Below are 17671 nucleotides of genomic sequence, written 5' to 3'. Positions count from 1 at the left end.
GGGGTCATTGCTTGACGCTGCCGGCGCTCAGGCCCGACTGCCAGAAGCGCTGCAGCAGCAGGAAGGCGGCCACGATCGGGATGATCGACAGCAGCGCTCCGGTGATCACGAGGTTGTAGATGGGCTGCGCGCCGACGCCGGTGGCCTGCGCGTTCCACTGGTTCAAGCCCACCGTGAGCGGGTACCACTGCGGGTCGCTCAGCATGATCAGGGGCAGGAAGTAGTTGTTCCACGTCGCCACCACCGCGAACAGCAGCACCGTGACGATGCCGGGGGTGAGCAGACGGATCGAGATCGTGAAGAACGTGCGGAACTCGCCCGCGCCGTCCATGCGGGCGGCCTCGAGCAGCTCGGTGGGGATGGCGTCGGTCGCGTAGACCCAGATGAGGTACAGGCCGAACGGGCTGATGAGCGAGGGGATGATGATCGCCCACGGGGTGTTCGTGATGCCCAGCTGGCTGAACAGCAGGAAGGTGGGCACCGCCAACGCCGTGCCGGGCACCGCGATCGCGCCGAGCACGACGGCGAACACGGCCTTGCGTCCGCGGAAGTTGTACTTCGCCAGGCCGTAGCCGGCGAGCGTGGCCAGCAGCGTCGCCCCACCGGCGCCGACCGCGACGTAGAGCAGCGTGTTGCCGAGCCACCGCAGGAAGATGCCGTCGCGGTAGGTGAGGGTCTGCGCGATGTTGTCGAAGAGCGCGAAGCTGTTACCGGGGCCGAGCCCGAAGGTCGTGAACAGATCGGGCTGGGTCTTGGTGGCGTTGATGACCAGCCACGCCAGCGGCACGAGCGTGTACAGCAGGTACAGGCCCATGACGATGCCCAGCACGATCGACTTCTTGCCCTGAGTGGGCGAGGTGCGGGCGAAGCGGCGGCGGCTGCCGCCGGCACGCGGGGTGGTCACCGAGACGGTGTCGGTGCGGGGTGCGGTCGCGGTGGTCATCGCGCCTCCTGACGTGAGCCGCGCAACTGCACGACGTAGGCGATGACGGCGGTGATGACGCCCATGATGATGGCGATCGTGGCCGCGTAGTTGTACTGCTGGCCGGCGAACGAGAGGTTGTAGGCGTACATGTTCGGCGTGAAGAACGTCGAGATCGTGTTCGGGGCCAGCGGCTTGAGGATGTTCGGTTCGTTGAAGAGCTGGAAGCTGCCGATGATCGAGAAGATCGTGGCGATGACCACGGCACCGCGGACCGCCGGGATCTTGATCGAGAAGATCGTGCGCCAGGCGCCCGCGCCGTCGATCGAGGCCGCCTCGTACAGCTCGCCCGGAATGGTCTTGAGTGACGAGTAGAAGATGAGCATGTTGTAGCCCACGAACTGCCAGGTCACGATGTTGCCGATCGACAGCAGCATCCATTCGGGGAGGAACGGCTGGACCACGTTCCCGCCGAGCAGATCGTTGAGGTTGCGGGTCAGGCCGAACTGGTCGCCGTAGATGTAGCCCCACATGAGCACGGCCACGACGGCGGGCACCGCGTAGGGCAGGAAGATCACCATGCGGTAGAAGCCGGCGGCGTGCAGGCGCGCACTGTCGATCGCGAGGGCGGCGGCCAGGGCCAGCAGGAGCATGATCGGCACCTGCACGACGAGGAAGATCGAGACCCGGCCCAGACCGTCCCAGAACTTCTCGTCGCCGAGAGCGGTGACGTAGTTCTCGAAGCCGACGAACGCGTTGCCGCCGACCAACTGGTCGCGGAACAGGCTGAGGTAGATCGAGTACGCCAGGGGCGCGAGGAACACGAGCGCGAACACCACGGCGAAGGGGGCGACGAACAGCCAGCCGCGGTCGTCGATTCGGGTGCGCCGTTTGCGCCGCGGGGTGCGCAGCGCGGGCGGGGGTGCCGCGGTGGTCGTCATCGTCCAGTGCCTCTTCGTTGATGCGCATTCGGGCCGGGCGGTCGGAATGTTGACGTAAACATAACTCGACCCCCGCTAAGGTGTCAACGTCAACATCCCGAGGGGGCAGGCATGAGCGAGACGACGACGGCGTCGACCGCGACACCGGCGCGAGAGCGCCGACGCGAGGTGTCGATGGCCGATGTGGCCGCCGCCGCCGGGGTGTCGGGCCAGACGGTCTCGCGCGTGGCCAACGGCCGCACCAACGTCGATCCCGACACGCGCCAGCGCGTCCTCGACGCCATGGCGTCGCTCGGCTACCGCCCCAACAGTGCGGCGCGAGCGCTGCGATCGGGCCGGTTCCGCAGCATCGGCGTGATCATGTTCTCGCTGAGCTCCTATGGCAACACGCGCACACTCGACGCGCTCGCGTCGATGGCCGCGGCATCCGGGTACTCCATCACCCTCATCACCGTGCACTCGGCCTCGCAGTCCGACGTGTCGGGGGCGTTCTCGCGTCTGCGCGAACACGCCGTCGACGGCGTGGTGATCCTGATCGAGACCCACCGCCTCGGCGAGAACGAGTTGTCGCTGCCCACCGGGCTGCCCGTGGTGGTGGTCGACTCGAGCGCCGACTACCCGTACGCGGTCGTCGACAACGACCAGGCGCAGGGCGCCCGTCTGGCCACCGAGCATCTGCTCGACCTCGGTCACGCGACCGTCTGGCACGTCTCGGGGCCGCCGGAGTCCTTCGCCGCCGAGCGTCGCCGTCACGCGTGGCACGCCGCCCTCGAGGACCGCGGATGCCACGTGCCCGCGGTGCAGATCGGTGACTGGACCGCCGACTCGGGGCATCGCATCGGCGCCGCCCTCGCGCACGACACCGCCGTCACGGCGGTGTTCGCCGCGAACGATCAGATGGCGCTCGGCGTGATCCGCGCCCTGCACGAGGCCGGCCGCGACGTGCCGGGCGACGTCAGTGTCGTCGGCTTCGACGACATGCCCGAGGCGGCTAACTTCTGGCCTCCGCTCACCACCGTGCGCCAGCGCTTCGAGCGCGTCGGCGAAGAGGCGATGAGCGCGTTGATCGCCGATATCGAGGGCAGCGGGGGAGAGCACGCCCGCACGCTCGTGCCGACGTCGCTCGTGGTGCGCGCGAGCTCGGGTCCGCGTTAGGGCTCGCTCCCCCCTGCCCCGCCTCGGGCTGCGTGCGGACCGCCCCCGCCGGTTGAACGGACCCCGTCCCACTCTGTGCGGACCGTGTCCCGATTCTGGCCGTCTGAGGCGGCTCTCGGCGGCCAAAAGTGGGACGAGGTTCGCCTCGCGGGCCGCAGCGCCAGGGGCGGCGGTGTCTGGAATAGCCGCATCGACCGTTGCGACCGACGGGGAAGCTCGCCTAGGCTCGGTGTTGACGTCAACATGTTGACGTCAACATCCCCCCACAGGCCGCATCGGAGCGGCCGGAACGGAACCGACGATGACGTCTCGTGTCCTGTCCTTCACCTGCGCCGCGGCCCTGGTCGCCGGCGCCCTGACCGTCGGGTCGGCCGCCGCGCCGCCCCCCGCGCGCGCGGCCGACGCCCCCGCGGCCGTGCGCATCACCCCGAATCCCGCGTCGGCCACCGAGGCCTTCGAGGGGTGGGGAACCAGCCTGGTGTGGTTCGCCAACGCCACCGGCAACTACCCCGCAGAAGTGCGGCAGAAGCTCTTCGACGCCGTCTTCGGCGACGAGGGGCTGAACCTCAACATCGCCCGCTACAACGTCGGCGGTGGCAACGCCTCCGACGTGCCGCCCTACCTGCGCCCGGGCGGTGCGGTGCCCGGCTTCTGGAACCCCGAGCTGCCCGCGACCGACGCCGAGGGCGAGATCACCTCGACCTACGCCGACCGCGACCGCTACCGACAGGCGTGGAACCCCGACGACCCGACCCACTACGACTTCTCGGCCGACTCGGCCCAGCGCTGGTGGCTCGACGCCCTGAAGGACAAGGTCACCCACTGGGAGGCCTTCAGCAACTCCCCTCCGTACTTCCTCACCGACAGCGGCTTCGTCTCGGGCGGGATCAACGACGCCACGAGCGAGCAGCTCGCCCCCGCCGACATGGATGCCTTCGCCGGGTACATGGTCACCGTCGTCGACGAGCTCGAGAGAGCCCACGGCATCCGCTTCGACACCATCGACCCCTTCAACGAGCCGAACACGAACTACTGGCAGACGCAGATCCCCGAGGGCGCGACCTGGCCCACGGGCGGTCGCCAGGAGGGCGCGCACATCGGCCCCGAGCGTCAGGACGAGATGATCGGCGCGCTCGCCGAGCGCCTCGCCGCCGGATCGACCACCACGGATGCCGTGATCTCGGCGATGGACGAGACCAACCCGGGCATCTTCGCCACCAACTGGAACACCTGGTCCGAGGCGTCGAAAGATGCCGTCGACCAGCTGAACGTGCACACCTACGGCACGGGCGGGCGACCCGTCGTCCGCGACATCGCCAAGGCCTCCGACAAGCCGCTGTGGATGAGCGAGGTCGAGGGCAACTGGACCGACACCGACCGCGGCTTCGTCACCGACGACATCGAGAACGGGCTCGGCATGGCCTCGCACATCGTGGGCGACCTGCGCGAGCTCGAGCCCGAGGCGTGGGTGTTCTGGCAGCCGGTCGAAGACCTCTACAACATGGAGAAGGTCGAGAAGCTCAACTGGGGCAGCGTCTTCATCGACTTCGACTGCAACGCCGAGGGCCTCTCGGAGCGTCGCATCGCGGACGGCGACGCCGACCCGAGCTGCCAGGTGCTCACGAACGAGAAATTCAACACCGTGCGCAACTTCACGCACTACATCCAGCCCGGCGACCGGCTCATGGCCACCGACGACACGAACTCGACCGCGGCCATCGACGCCGACGGACAGGGCGCGTCGATCGTCCACGTCAACGCCGACGACACCGACCAGGTCGTCGAACTCGACCTCCGCGGCTTCGGCGAGATCGCCGCGGGCGCGACGGTCACCCCGATCGTCACGACCCAGTCGACCGCTGACGAGCCCACCGTCAACGCGCTCCGCGCCGGTGACGCCGTGGCCGTGGACGCGGCATCCGGGATCGCGACCCTCACCGTGCCGGCGAAGTCGGTCGTCACGTTCGAGGTCGACGGCGTCTCGGGTGTGGCCGCCGACGCTCCGGCGTTCCGCGACCAAGACCGCGTGCAGCTCGTCGGCGTGCAGAGCGGACTCGCCCTGCAGGGCGGATCGGCCCTCACGATCGACGAGGATGCCGCGACCCCCGAGGCCGCGAGGGCGCAGGGTTGGACTGTGCGCACCGTCGACGGCGCCGGGACGAACCGCCACCGCTTCACCCTCGAGAACGGCGACGGGCTGTTCCTCGGTTCGCGCGACGGGGCGACCGCCCTCGTCGACACCGACCCCGCCATCGCGGCGGCCGACCCGGCGACGCAGTGGATGGGCTCGACCCTCGACGGCTCGACGTACTCGGTGCTCAACGTCGCGGCCGAGCGCGTGCTCGACGTGGGCGGCGAGAGCCGCGAGCCGGGCGCCGGCGTGGGGCTGTGGACCTCGAACGGCGCCGGCAACCAGACCTGGCGTCTCGTGAGCACCACCGCCGTCGCCAGCGACCCGGTCTCGGTGGCGACCCCGGTGGGCACGGCTCCCGTCCTGCCTGAGACCGTCACGGTCCGCTACGCCGGGGGAGTGGGGCGCACGGCCGCCGTCACCTGGAACACCGACGGGCTCGATTTCGGGTCTGCCGGCACCGTGACGGTGCCCGGAACGGCCACCGAGGTGTTCGGTGCCACCGTCGAGGCCCGCGCCGAGGTCGAGGTGGGGGCGTTCACCGCCACCCGTCCCCGCTCGGTGACGGTCGTCGCGGGCAGCGCCCCGGCCGCCGTGCAGGCGCAGGCCGACGACACGGTGCTCGCCGAGATCCGCCCCTCGGGCGAGGGATACCCCGTTCCGGTCGAATGGGCCTGGGGCGACCTCGACGACGGCGCCTTCGCCGAGCCCGGCACGGTGGACGTCGCCGGTGCGACCGACGACGGGCTCGACGCCCGTCTGACGGTCATCGTCACGGCCGCCGTCGACCGCAACGTCGCACCCGACAGCACCCCCTCGGCCACCTACACCGAGACCGGCTACGGGGTCGAGCGCACCATCAACGGCGACCCGTCCGACAAGGGCTGGTCGAACTGGCGATCGGATGCCAAGAACCCCCGCGACACGCTCGGCTACGCGCTCGCCGCCGACGAGACCCTGCGCGGGGTCACCGTGCAGTTCTATCGGGACGGCGGCCCGAGTTGGGCCGACACCGTGCGCGTCGACCACCGCATCGACGGCGGCGCATGGGTCGAGGGCGAGCCGGTCGCCGTGCCGGTGCCCGAGGCCGGTGCTCCGAGGGTCGAGGTGCCCGTCGAGGGTGCCCGCGCCGATGAGGTGCGGGTCGTGCTCGAGGCGCGCGAGAACGAGCACATGATCGTGTCGGAGGTCGAGATCCTCGCCGACGCCCCCGCGCCCGCCGGCCTCGCCGACCTGGCGCGCCTGACGGTGGGCGACGAGCCGGTGCCCGGCTTCGACCCCGCGGTCACGGAGTACTCCTCGACGGTCGAGGGCGACGCGCTGCCGTCGCTGTTCGCGCTCGCCGTCGACGAGGACGCGGTCGTCGAGATCACGCAGCCCCGGGATGCCGCGGGCGTCGGCACCGTGCGGGTCACCGCCCCCGACGGCACGGTGCGCACCACCACGGTCACCGTGACCCTGGCCGAGCCGGGCACCCCCGGTGAGCCGGGCACGCCGGGTGAGCCGGGGACACCGGGCGAGCCGGCAGAGCCCGGGGATCCCGGCGCTCCGGGTCAGCCGAGCGCTCCCGATCAGCCGGGCGGTGGCGACGCGGGTCAGGGGCAGAACCCCGACGGCGGGGATCTGGCATCCACCGGTCAGGACACCGCGGGGATGACGGCCCTGTCCGCCGCGGCGCTGCTGCTGGTCGCCCTCGGCGCGGGCGTGCGGGTGGCCCGCCGCCGGTCCTGGGCCTGAGTCCGGGTGCGTGAGGCGCCAGGAATCGTCGCTTCCGGAGTGTTCCGGGCCGATTTCTGGCGCCGCACGCGAACCCGCGGGAGCGCGAACCCGCGGGTCAGCGGGGTGCGGGCTCGGGGCGGTGGATGCCGCGCGGGCGGTAGCCCAGGGCGTCGGAGCACTCCAGGAGGTCGGCGAGGTACCAGACGATGGCGAGCCACATCTCGGTGCCCTGCATCCCCGGATCGTCGCCGTCGAGGCGGAAGGCCATCCCGGCTCCCGCTCGCCAGCCGCTCAGCGCGTGGCGCAGCAGGTCGGCGGCCAGGGTGCGCACCTCGTCGGTGCGGTATCCGCTCGCCCGTGTGAGCCACAGGGGATGGGCGATGTCGAGCACCGTGCACGCGTCTCGGCGCTCGGGCCGCATCCAGCGGTCGTTGCGCGCGTGACGCAGCACCGTGTCGACGACCGCTTCGGGGTGGGCGACGTCGACGCCGAACTGCGCCACGGTGCCGCGCGCGGCGCGGTAGAAGCCGTTGACCAGCAGGCGCAGGTCGCCGTCGGCGCCCGGTCGGCCCCACATTCCGGTGCGGGCGTCGGCGCGCAGCGACAGCCACCCGAACAGGGTCTCGGCGAACGCCGGGGGAACGGCATCCGCCCGGCGCAGACTCCAGTGCAGCGCGGTGCCGATCGCGTCGACGTGATGACCGGCGCGCCAGGGGTCGTCTCCCCACGGCAGGGCATCGAGGCGCGCGACGAGACCGGCGGCGTCGGCCGCGACGACGTCGGCCAGGGGGTGGGCGAAGCGCCCGCCCAGCAGGTCGAGGGCGTAGCCCCCGCTCAGCACGCCGTACGCCGCGTCGGGGTCGTCCCACAGCGACGCCGCGTCGGTCATCAGCCCGGTGTCGGCGCGTTGCTGCGCCCCGAGCACGTCGATCCAGTCGGCGCGGTCGGCACCCGCGGGAGGGCCGCCGTGCAGCAGGGCCGAGAGCTCGATCGCGTCGCAGGTCGCCCGCAGCGACGCGGGCGCGTCGGGGCGATCGCGGAACCCGCCGTCGACGGCTCCCCGCTCGAGCACCGACGACAGTTCGGCGCGTGCCACGTCGGCGAAGCGCGCGAGGTCGTCGCGGCGCGGATCGGCGACCGCGGTCGGAGCCACGCGCCACCGCAGCACTCGGGCCGGGTTGCCCCCGACGATCGCGCCGGCGGCGACGTCTTTGGTGACCACGGCTCCCGCCGCGAGCACGGCGTGATCGCCGACCGTCACGCCGTCGAGCACGATCACGTGCGATCCGATCCAGACGTCCGACCCGATCCGCACGCCGCGCGACGTCAGCGGCTGGCGGAAGACCTCGATGCCCGGTTCGAACGAGTGGTTGAAGCCGATGATCGACGTGTGCGCCCCCACGCGGACCGCGTCGCCCAGCTGCACGTCGCCGCGCACGACCGTGTACGGGTTGATCGAGCAGTCGGCGCCGATGCGGACCGAGCCGGTGAGGTAGGCGCCGAGCGCGACGTACGAGCGGTCGCCGATCGAGAAGGCGTCGGGATCGACTCCGGCGTGCTCCGAGACGAAGACGTCGGCTCCGATCCGCCAGTCGGGATGCGTGGCGCGTAGGGCCGCGAGGTGCGCCCGCTGTCGATCCCGGTCCTCGGGCGCGGCGTCGCCGTCGAAGGTCCACGGCGAGAAGTCGTACGACGACGGCGCGGTCATGACCGGGGGGCCGCCGTGGAGGCACGCACGTTCAGGCGCGGGCTGAGCTGCACGCGATGCACGGGGCGATCGGGCTCGGCGATGCGCCGGGCCAGCAGCTCGACCGCCGCCTCGCCGACGCTCGCGCGCGGCGGGCTGACGGCGGTGAGCGCCGGGGTGAAGAGCTGGGCGACCTCGTCGTCGTACGCGATGATCGACAGGTCGTCGGGCACCGAGATGCCGCGCGTCAGCGCCAGATCGACGAAGGCCATCGCCTCGGGGTCGGAGTGCACGAGCAGGGCCGTGACGCCGGTGGCCAGGGCCGAGTCCAGCGTGGCGTTGACCACGTCGGAGAAGTCGGGGCTCGTCCGGTCGGGCAGGGTCTGCTCGAAGTGGTCGGCGGGGGTGAGGGCGAGCTCCTCGCAGGCGGTCTGCCACCCGCCGGCGATCTTTCGCGAGGTGGGCGAGTGCCGCGAGAGGATCAGCCCCACCTTGCGGTGCCCGAGGGTGGCGAGGTGACGGGCGGCGAGCAGGGCGCCGAGCGCGTGGTCGGTCGTCACCGACTCCCTCGGGATGCCGCCCGCTCCCGGAACGGCATCGCGTTCGACCAGCACGCTCGGCACCGGGCAGTCGGAGAGCCAGCTCATGACGTCGGCGGCGTGCGCCGTGTCGGTGTTGGGTGCGACGACGAGTCCGCGCACGTCGCCGTTGGCGACGAGACGTTCCAGCACGGGCCGCTCGTCCTGCAGCTCGTACGAGGCGCCGCGCAGGAGCATCTTGTAGCCCAGGCGCCGACCGGCCGTCTCCATGCCCCGCACGACACCCGGCCAGTAGTAGGCGAGCGACGGAACGAGCACGGCGATCGATCCGGTCTGCGTCTCGTCGTCGCGGGTGGCGGGTGCCGGGGTATTCGTCCCGGCGACCGCGCCGCCGTGCACCCGGCGCAGCACCCCCTCTTTCTCGAGCTGGGCCAGGTCGCGCCGCAGCGTCACCGTGGCGACGCCCAGGTCGTCGGTGAGCTGCGAGATGCGCACGGCACCGTCGTTGTGCAGGGCGCTCAGGATGTGGGCGCGGCGCTCCGCGGCGAGCGGCTGGTGCGGGGTGGTGTCGGTCATCGAAGATCCTCGGTCGGTGTGTCCAGTTCTACCGTGAGCTGCGCGTGAGTGCGCGACGCCAGGGGAAGGGCGAGGCGGGTCAGCCGCTCGCCCCACACCTCGGTGAGCAGCGGATCGTCGAGCTCCCGCACCTCCGCCGTCGCCTCGATGTCGCTCGGCCAGCGCAGACGCACCGCACGAGCCCCCTCGATCGGGACGACGCGGGCGCCCCCGCGCTCGAGGGTCACCTCGCCCGCGACGAGCAGATGCACGCGCGTGTCGTCGGCGGTGGGAGCGTCGTCGGCGAAGCGCCAGGCGTCGTCGATCTCGATGCGTCCGCGGGTGCGGTCCAGCGCCGCGCGGCGCCGCCACGACGCGAGCCCCGCGTCGGGATAGGCGTCGGCCAGGTCGACGAGGAAGACGGCGAGGTCGTCGGTCGCCTCCGCGTGCGCGTCGCGGGCGACGGCATCGGCCCCCGCCGGCTGGGTGACGCCGCGCACGACGGGCACGTTGTGCCACGCGCTCTGCATCGTCCAGATGTCGTAGCGGTCGGGGCCGAACGTGGCGGCGGTGTAGGTCGGGCGCCCGGCGTCGACCAGGACGGGCACCCCGTCGACGGCGACGACGACGGCGCCCACGTCGTTGTGGTTGTGGTGCTCGCCGTTGTGCCCGCCCTTCGCGACCAGGGTCAGCCCGTCGCTCGATCCGGCGCGCTCACGGGCGAGGAACACCTGCGTCGAGGGCAGCCAGACGTCGCGGGGGAGCGGGGGCGGGGCGGGGGATGCCAATACCCAGGCGGGATCGGTCAGCCCGCGCAGCAGCCGGCCCAGGCCCTCGCGCTCGGTGGCGGCGGGGGTGCCCGGACGGCGGTGCGAGGCGGCGAGGTCTGCGGCCGCCGTGTCGCCGTGGCGCCGGGCGGCGCGGTGCAACGCGTGCCACGGCTGGTCGGCGGGGGGTCGGGCCTGCCCGTCGGCGTGGTTGACGAACCAGTCGCCGCCGAGGTGCGAGCGGTCGGGGAAGGCGACGGTTTCGCGCAGGGCCGTCACCGCGGTGGTGTCGACCGCGCCGTCGGTGGCGTGCGCGAGGACGTCGAGCGCCTCGAGGGCGCGCGCGGCCCCGTTCCACCAGTAGGCGTATCCCTCGTCGATGGCCCCGTCGGCGGGGAGGACGGCGACGTAGCGGTCGAGACCCTCGACGGCCAGGGCGACGATCCGGTCGCGCTCGACGGCCTCATCGGGCCGGTCGAGCAGGCGCAGGGCGGCGACGATGACGTTGCCGTGGATCCAGGGGTTCCAGTTGTGCACGTCGCCGTCGAGGCCGATCCAGTGCCAGTCGCGGCGCCGCTGGAACGGCGCGAACACGCGCGTGCGGGCTTCGTGGCGGATGCGCGCGCGGAGCCCGGGGGCGCGGGCGTCGAGCTGATCGCCGAGCAGGTGGTCGATCCAGGCGAGCTGCGCGACGACCTCACCCGCGCCGAGGTCGACGAAGGGATCGGTCACGGTGGCCAGCACCGAGCCGTGCACGCTCCGGGTCTCGTCGTGGGCGGGCCAGCACCACGAGCTCTGCTCGCACAGCAGCACGACGCCGTCGACGACCTCGTCGATCCACATCTCGTCGAGGGTGGAGGCGGCGGCGACCGCGGCGCGGCTGAGGCGGCGCTGCCTCTCGAAGGCCGCGTCCTCCCAGGCGGTGCGGTCGCCGTCGCGGTGCACCCGGGCCGCGTCGCTCGCCCGGGGCTGCGGCCAGGGCGTCGCGCGCTCGCCGCCGGCGCGGGCGACGAGGTCGTCGATGCCGATGCGATCGGCCGATCCCGCCCGCGGGTCCCACACGGCACGGTCGGATGCCGGGGGCACGGGCAGGGCCTGGGCGGGCGCTCGGAGCGTGATGCCCTCGACGAGCGTCGCGAGCGGCCCGCGGAAGGCGGCGGTGGGGAACGGCATCGGTCTCCTTCGAACGGGATGGTCCCGCTACAAACGATCATAAACGATCATGAAGATTCAGAAAAGATGTTGTGGTGTTGTTTTTTGATTGATACGCTCGCCAACGTTCATCACTCCCGTGTCGGTGAACGGACGGTCTTCGAAGGAGAACCCGTGGCGACTTCCGCCCTTCCCCGCCTCGCCGGCGGACAGCGCAGCGACTGGCTCGCCGTCGCCGATGCGCTGCTCACCGCCGCGCAGCGCCACGCGAGCCCCGGTCGCGGACGCATCGTCTTCCCCGGCGAAGAGGGCGGATACGGCGCCGCCGTCGACGGCCTCGAGGGGTTCGCCCGCGTCTTCCTCCTCGCCGGGTTCCGCATCGCCGGCGCGGGCGGGCAGGGTGTCGACGACCTCATCGCCTTCTTCACCGCCGGCGTGCGCACCGGCGTCGACCCCGAGGCCCCCGACCGCTGGGTGCGCATGGACGAGCACGCGCAGGCCAAGGTCGAGGCGGCATCGCTCGCCCTCGCCCTCGACCTCACGCGCGACTGGATCTGGGACTCCCTCGACGCGCGCACCCGCGAGCGGGTCATCGCCTACCTCGCCCCCGTCGTCGGAGACGAGACCTACCCGCAGACCAACTGGGTGTGGTTCCGCATCGTGGTCGAGACCTTCCTGCGCTCGGTCGGCGGCCCCTGGTCGGCGTCCGACATCGCCGCCGACCTGGCCCGGCACGACTCGTTCGCCCGCGCCCACGGGTGGATGTCCGACGGGGAAGAACGCGCGTACGACCACTATGTGGGGTGGGCGCTGCACGTGTACCCCGTGCTGTGGCCGCGCATGACCGGCGCCGAGGCCCTCGCGGGCGACCGCGCCGCGGCCGACGTGGCGCTCCTGGACCGCTTCCTCGTCGACGCCGTTCGGCTGGTCGGCGCCGACGGCTCGCCGCTGCTGCAGGGACGCAGCCTCATCTACCGGTTCGCCGCCGCCGCCCCCTTCTGGGCCGGTGTGATCGCCGAGGTCCCCTCGACCGGCGCGGGGCGTCTGCGCCACGCGGCCGGCACGATCGTCGACCACTTCGTGTCGCACGGGGCCCCCGGCGTCGACGGCGTGCTCACCCTGGGATGGCACGGCGAGTGGCGCGCCCTCGCCCAGTCGTACTCGGGTCCCGGCTCGCCGTACTGGGCCGTCAAGGGTCTGATGGGCATCGCCCTGCCCGCCGACCACCCGGTGTGGACGGCGCCCGACGAGCCCCTCCCCGTCGCCGAGGTCGATGACCTGCGGGCCGTGGCCGCCGCCGGCTGGATCGTCTCGGGAACGCGGGCCGACGGGATCGTGCGCGTGATCAACCACGGCACCGACAAGGCGCGCCCCGGGGCTCGCAGCGCCGACTCTCCGCTGTACGCCCGCATCGGCTACTCCACGGCCACCGCGCCGCTGCTCGACGAGCTCGCCTGGACCGATCCCCTCGAACAGGCCGTCGCCCTGGTCGACGCGTCGGGCCGCGCGACCCACCGCACGGCGCTCGTGCCCCTGGGGGCGCACGTGGTCGACGGGGTGGGAGTCGCGGCGTCGACGTCGGACGTGCACACGGTGGATGCCGTTCCCACGGCGCACCGTCACGGTGCCGGTCTCACGGGCTCCGTGAACCACGTCGGCCGGGTGACGGTGCGCTCGCTCGTGCGCGGCGCCTGGGAGGTGCGCATCGTCTCGGTCGACGACCTCGCCCCCGGCATCGACCTCGACACCCTGCGGGTGCGCGTCGGCGGGTGGCCGATCGCGGGCGCCGACCCCGCGCACTCCACCGACACGGGTGCCGCCGAGGTGCGTTCGCAGGGCCGGGTGTCCGGCATCCGGGCCCTCACCCCCGACGCCACCTCGCGCGTGATCGTGCGCCGCCACGCCAGCCCGCTCGGCGAGGTCGCCGTGGTGCCGGTGCTGACGTGGGACGCGCAGGTCGGCCGGCCCTTCGTCGCCCTCGTCTCGCTGAGCGGCGACACCACGGCCGACACCCGCGACGCCGCGTTCGAGATCGAGGGCGACGAGCCCGTCGCCGTCGTCACCTGGCCCGACGGCCGGTGCACGCGCACCCCTCTCACAGACTCCGGAGCCTCTCGATGGGCGCACCGGCATTCACGGGCCCGCACCGGAGCCCCGTACGCAATCGCAAAGGAGCAGCACGTATGAAGCGCAAGATCGTCGTCGCGACCGGGATGGGCATCGTCGCCGCCCTGTCGCTGACCGCCTGCAGTGGGGGATCCTCGGACGCCGCCGCCGAGGGTGGCCCCGTCACGCTGTCGATGTCGGGATGGAGCCTCAGCACCACACCGGAGTTCCAGGCCCTCGCCGACAAGTTCCACGAAGACAACCCCGACGTCACGATCGAGGTCAAGGAGTACGACTCCACCAACTACGACACCCTCATGACGGCCGACCTGGCCGCGGGCACCGGCCCCGACATCGTGACGCAGAAGAACCTCAAGACCTTCATCACGTACCAGGCCGGCGGTCAGCTCGCCGACGTCTCCGACGTGACGCTGCCCGACGGCATCGGCGGCGCCGACGCCTACGACGTCGACGGCTCCACCTGGGCCGTGCCGTACCGCCAGGACTCCTGGGTGCTCTTCTACAACAAGGACCTCTTCACGCAGGCCGGCGTCGCCGAGCCCGACGGGTCGTGGACCTGGGACGACTACGAGAAGGCCGCCGAAGAGCTGACCACCCAGCTCGGCGCCGCCGGCTCCGCCGCCCTCGGCACCTACCAGCACAACTGGCAGTCGACGGTGCAGGGCTTCGCCAACGCGCAGAGCCCCGACGTGAACATCCTCGACGGCGAGTTCGGCTACCTCGAGCCCTACTACGAGCGTTCGCTCGCCCTGCAGCAGGCGGGCGCGCAGGTGGAGTACAACACCGTCACCGCGAACAAGCTCACCTACCAGGCCGAGTTCGGCAAGCAGCAGGCGGCCATGATGCCCATGGGCACCTGGTACGCGGCCACGCTCATCGCCCAGCAGGCCAAGGGCGAGGCCGACGCCTTCTCGTGGGGCTTCGCGCCCATCCCGCAGTTCGACTCGTCGACGGCCGGTACCTCGAAGACGCCGGTGACCTTCGGCGACCCGACCGGGTTCGCGGTGAACAAGGCGGCGGATGCCACCAAGCTCGCCGCCGCGAAGAAGTTCCTCGCCTTCGCCGCCGGTGAAGAGGGCGCGCAGGTGCTCGCGGGCCTCGGCATCACGCCGGCCTTCACCAGCGACACCGTCGCCCAGACGTACTTCGCGGTGAAGGGCGCCCCCGCCGACGAGCTGTCGTCGTTCGCATGGTCGTCGCACGACACCAAGCCCGAGAACCCCACCTCGGCGAAGACCGCGGCCGTGCAGAACATCCTGCTCGATCTGCACACCGCCGTGATGTCGGGTTCGACGTCGATCGACGACGCCATCTCGACCGCCGAGAACCGCGTCAAGAGCGAGGTCGGCGTCGGCTGACGCGACCACCGGTGGCCGGCCCGGCGCCCACGTCCGGGCCGGCCACCCCTGAGATCCCCTCGAGATCTGGAGACACCATGGCGACCATCGCCGACACGCGCCCGCGGGCGCCGAAGACCGGGCGTCACGGCGAGCGACGCCGCTCGCGTCTGACGCTGCGCAGCACCCTCATCGGGTGGAGCTTCATCCTCCCCAACTTCCTCGGCTTCGCCGCCCTGACGCTCGTGCCCGTCGTGACGCTGTTCTACATGTCGATGACGAACTGGAACGTCTTCGGCTCGTCGGCGTTCGTGGGCCTGGCCAACTTCGAGCGGCTCCTGGGCGACGGCAGCTTCCGCATCGCCCTGTTCAACACGCTCTACTACGCGGCGCTGCACATCCCGCTGACGATGATCGTCGCGCTGGGACTCGCGCTGCTGCTGAACAACAAGCTGCGCGGGGTCGCGTTCTTCCGCACCGCGGCGTTCTTCCCCTACATCACCTCGATCGTCGCGATCGCCGTGGTGTGGAACCTGCTGTTCAGCCCCGAGTACGGCCCCATCAACGAGATCCTGCGCTTCTTCGGGCTGCAGAACCCGCCCGGATGGCTCACCTCGTCGGAGTGGGCCATGCCCGCCGTCGTCATCATCAGCACCTGGCGAGACATGGGGTACTACATGATCCTCTTCCTCGCGGGACTGCAGACCATCCCGCGCGAGCTGCAGGAGGCGGCCCGCGTCGACGGCGCCAACGTCTGGCAGCGCTTCGTGAACGTCACCCTCCCGTGCCTGCGGCCGACGACGTTCTTCGTCACCGTGATGCTCACCATCAACTCGTTCAAGATCTTCGACCTGATCCTCGTGATGACCCAGGGCGGGCCCGGGCAGTCCACGCTCGTGCTCTCGCAGTTCATCTACCAGAAGGGCTTCCAGGAGAACCAGTTCGGGTACGCCTCGGCGGCCTCGATCGTGCTCTTCCTGCTGTGCATCGTGGTGACCCTGGTGCAGTTCTTCCTCAACAAGAAGCGGGACGCCTGATGACCGACCTCCTCGTTCCCGACGCGACCCGCACGCTCGTGACGGCCGGCGCCAAGCCGCCGCGTCGCCGACCGGTCGCCGGCTCCGCGCGACCCGTCCGCCGGGTGGGGCGCATCGTCGGCTACGCCGTGATGATCCTCGCCGCGGCAGCGCTGCTCATGCCGTTCTTCTGGATGATCATGAGCTCGCTGAAGACGCCCAACGACGTGTTCAGCGCTCCCGTGAAGTGGTTCCCCGAGACGTGGGTGTGGAGCAACTACATCGACATCTGGACGCAGTCCGGCATGCTGACGTGGATCCGCAACACCCTCGTGCTGGCGGTCGTCGTGACCTTCCTGCAGGTGCTGACGGGCTCGTTCGCCGCCTACGGCTTCTCGCGCATGCGGTTCCCCGGACGCGACGTGCTGTTCCTCGTGTACATCGGCACGATCGCCGTGCCGTGGCAGTCGTACATGATCCCGCAGTTCATCCTGCTCTCCAACGCCAAGGTCTCGAACACCCTCTGGGCGATCATCCTCATCCAGGCGTTCGGCGCCTTCGGGGTGTTCCTCATGAAGCAGTACTACGACACCATCCCCGAAGACCTCTCCGAGGCCGCGCGTCTCGACGGCCTCAGCGAGTACGGCATCTGGGCGCGCATCATGGTGCCCCTGTCGGTCCCCGCCATCGCCAGCCTCACCATGCTGACCTTCGTCGGCACGTGGAACGACTACCTCGGGCCGCTGATCTACCTGCGCAGCCCCGACCTCTGGACCATCCAGCTCGGTCTGCAGAGCTTCGTCAGCACGCTGTACGACGCCAACTACGCCCTGCTGTTCGCGGGGCTGACGATGTCGGTCGTGCCGATCGCGATCGTGTTCCTCTTCGGGCAGAAGTACTTCGTCGAGGGCATCGCGACCAGCGGAATGAAGGGCTGAGCCATGCGCCGCGTCACTCACGACACCTACGCGAACATCTTCTCGACGGTCTACCTCGGGCTCATGGTCAACCTGCTGCTGCTGATCGGCTGCGCGCCCCTGGTGTTCCTGCTGCTCACCACCGACCCGGTGATGTCGTGGCCCCTGCTGGCGATCGCCGCTCCCCTCGCCGCGCCCGCCCTCGCCGGGGCTCTGACGGCCTTCCGCGCGCACGGCCTCGGCGACGGACGGGTGATCCGTACCTTCTGGGCGGGGTGGCGCGCCAGCGCCCCGAAGGCGCTGGTCATCGGCGCGCTCGTCGCGGTGGTGCTCGCGATTGTCGTGGTCGACGTGCGCGCCGTGTCGGCGGCATCCTGGGCCGTCGTGGTCGTCCCCCTCTGCGCGACGGTGGCGCTGCTCGCCCTCGCGACGACGCCGGTGGCGCTGACCGCCCTCGTCGAGGCCCCCGGTACGCCGCTGCGCGTGCTGCTCTCGACCGCCGCGGTGCTGGCGGTGCGCCGCTGGTACCTCAGCGCGGTGAGCCTGCTCGTGCTCGCGGGGCAGGCCGTGCTGTTCACCACATCGCCCGCGCTGGCCCTCGGTCTCACCGCCGCGCCCGCGCTGTACCTCGTCTGGGCCAACGCCCGCTTCGCCCTCCGCCCCGTGCTTCCGGCCGACGCCACCGTCGCCGTCTGATCAGAAGGAT

Annotated in this window: 12 protein-coding genes; 7 read left to right on the top strand and 5 right to left on the bottom strand. The window is 71.4% G+C overall.

Annotation, left to right across the window (positions count from 1 at the left end; all coding sequences use genetic code 11):
* Positions 1-4 precede the first annotated feature (4 nt).
* Positions 5-943, bottom strand: a complete 939-nt coding sequence (locus tag IFU19_RS00415; protein WP_441004762.1) for a carbohydrate ABC transporter permease — start codon at positions 941-943, stop codon at positions 5-7.
* The gene (locus IFU19_RS00410) at positions 940-1863 is read right to left on the bottom strand and encodes a carbohydrate ABC transporter permease (protein ID WP_192012632.1); all 924 of its coding nucleotides are present in this window, start codon (positions 1861-1863) and stop codon (positions 940-942) included. The genes IFU19_RS00415 and IFU19_RS00410 overlap by 4 nt, the downstream gene beginning before the upstream one ends.
* Positions 1864-1974: 111 nt before the next feature.
* Between IFU19_RS00410 and IFU19_RS00405 the strand changes: the two genes are divergently transcribed.
* Both IFU19_RS00405 and IFU19_RS00400 read left to right on the top strand, forming a co-directional pair.
* Positions 1975-3018, top strand: a complete 1044-nt coding sequence (locus tag IFU19_RS00405) for a LacI family DNA-binding transcriptional regulator (RefSeq protein ID WP_192012631.1) — start codon at positions 1975-1977, stop codon at positions 3016-3018.
* A gap of 301 nt (positions 3019-3319) precedes the next feature.
* Complete coding sequence (locus IFU19_RS00400; RefSeq protein WP_192012630.1) at positions 3320-6886, top strand: glycoside hydrolase; 3567 nt, start codon at positions 3320-3322, stop codon at positions 6884-6886.
* A 97-nt stretch (positions 6887-6983) separates the two neighbouring features.
* On the opposite strand, the gene IFU19_RS16760 is transcribed toward IFU19_RS00400, so the two are convergent.
* From IFU19_RS16760 to IFU19_RS00385, 3 genes are read right to left on the bottom strand one after another with little or no spacing between them, the layout of a single operon-like run.
* Positions 6984-8576, bottom strand: coding sequence for an acyltransferase (locus tag IFU19_RS16760; protein ID WP_192012629.1), 1593 nt, complete (start codon positions 8574-8576; stop codon positions 6984-6986).
* Positions 8573-9670 (bottom strand): substrate-binding domain-containing protein, encoded by a 1098-nt coding sequence (locus tag IFU19_RS00390; protein WP_192012628.1) that lies wholly within the window; start codon positions 9668-9670, stop codon positions 8573-8575. The genes IFU19_RS16760 and IFU19_RS00390 overlap by 4 nt, the downstream gene beginning before the upstream one ends.
* Entirely contained in the window at positions 9667-11589 is a 1923-nt protein-coding gene (locus tag IFU19_RS00385) for a heparinase II/III domain-containing protein (protein WP_192012627.1), read from the bottom strand. Before IFU19_RS00385 ends, IFU19_RS00390 begins: the two co-directional genes overlap by 4 nt.
* 153 nt (positions 11590-11742) lie before the next feature.
* On the opposite strand from IFU19_RS00385, the gene IFU19_RS00380 reads away from it, so the two are divergent.
* The 5 genes from IFU19_RS00380 to IFU19_RS00360 all read left to right on the top strand — a co-directional run bounded on the left by IFU19_RS00380 (position 11743) and on the right by IFU19_RS00360 (position 17661).
* Positions 11743-13755 carry a DUF2264 domain-containing protein gene (locus IFU19_RS00380; RefSeq protein WP_342343356.1) on the top strand — a complete coding sequence of 671 codons (2013 nt, stop codon included), beginning with the start codon at positions 11743-11745 and terminating at the stop codon, positions 13753-13755.
* Positions 13752-15053, top strand: coding sequence for an ABC transporter substrate-binding protein (locus IFU19_RS00375; protein WP_055832910.1), 1302 nt, complete (start codon positions 13752-13754; stop codon positions 15051-15053). The genes IFU19_RS00380 and IFU19_RS00375 overlap by 4 nt, the downstream gene beginning before the upstream one ends.
* 77 nt (positions 15054-15130) lie before the next feature.
* On the top strand, positions 15131-16069 hold the full coding sequence (locus tag IFU19_RS00370; RefSeq protein ID WP_055832911.1) for a carbohydrate ABC transporter permease: 939 nt from the start codon (positions 15131-15133) through the stop codon (positions 16067-16069).
* Positions 16069-16986: a carbohydrate ABC transporter permease gene (locus tag IFU19_RS00365; protein ID WP_055832913.1), complete on the top strand. Its 918-nt coding sequence runs from the start codon at positions 16069-16071 to the stop codon at positions 16984-16986. Before IFU19_RS00370 ends, IFU19_RS00365 begins: the two co-directional genes overlap by 1 nt.
* Before the next feature lie 3 nt (positions 16987-16989).
* Positions 16990-17661 carry a ferredoxin-NADPH reductase gene (locus IFU19_RS00360; protein ID WP_192012625.1) on the top strand — a complete coding sequence of 224 codons (672 nt, stop codon included), beginning with the start codon at positions 16990-16992 and terminating at the stop codon, positions 17659-17661.
* Positions 17662-17671: the final 10 nt, after the last annotated feature.

Source organism: Microbacterium sp. CFBP 8794 (assembly GCF_014841235.1).
Taxonomy (GTDB): domain Bacteria; phylum Actinomycetota; class Actinomycetes; order Actinomycetales; family Microbacteriaceae; genus Microbacterium.
The sequence above is the reverse complement of the archived record's forward strand: the minus strand, read 5'-3'. Positions and strand labels throughout refer to the sequence as shown.

Bases quoted from the DNA above. Each gene is read 5' to 3' on its own strand.
- IFU19_RS00410 (WP_192012632.1), bottom strand. From the start codon at position 1,863: ATGACGACCACCGCGGCACCCCCGCCCGCGCTGCGCACCCCGCGGCGC.
- IFU19_RS00360 (WP_192012625.1), top strand. From the start codon at position 16,990: ATGCGCCGCGTCACTCACGACACCTACGCGAACATCTTCTCGACGGTC.
- IFU19_RS00415 (WP_441004762.1), bottom strand. From the start codon at position 943: ATGACCACCGCGACCGCACCCCGCACCGACACCGTCTCGGTGACCACC.
- IFU19_RS00370 (WP_055832911.1), top strand. From the start codon at position 15,131: ATGGCGACCATCGCCGACACGCGCCCGCGGGCGCCGAAGACCGGGCGT.
- IFU19_RS16760 (WP_192012629.1), bottom strand. From the start codon at position 8,576: ATGACCGCGCCGTCGTCGTACGACTTCTCGCCGTGGACCTTCGACGGC.
- IFU19_RS00400 (WP_192012630.1), top strand. From the start codon at position 3,320: ATGACGTCTCGTGTCCTGTCCTTCACCTGCGCCGCGGCCCTGGTCGCC.
- IFU19_RS00365 (WP_055832913.1), top strand. From the start codon at position 16,069: ATGACCGACCTCCTCGTTCCCGACGCGACCCGCACGCTCGTGACGGCC.
- IFU19_RS00385 (WP_192012627.1), bottom strand. From the start codon at position 11,589: ATGCCGTTCCCCACCGCCGCCTTCCGCGGGCCGCTCGCGACGCTCGTC.
- IFU19_RS00390 (WP_192012628.1), bottom strand. From the start codon at position 9,670: ATGACCGACACCACCCCGCACCAGCCGCTCGCCGCGGAGCGCCGCGCC.
- IFU19_RS00375 (WP_055832910.1), top strand. From the start codon at position 13,752: ATGAAGCGCAAGATCGTCGTCGCGACCGGGATGGGCATCGTCGCCGCC.
- IFU19_RS00405 (WP_192012631.1), top strand. From the start codon at position 1,975: ATGAGCGAGACGACGACGGCGTCGACCGCGACACCGGCGCGAGAGCGC.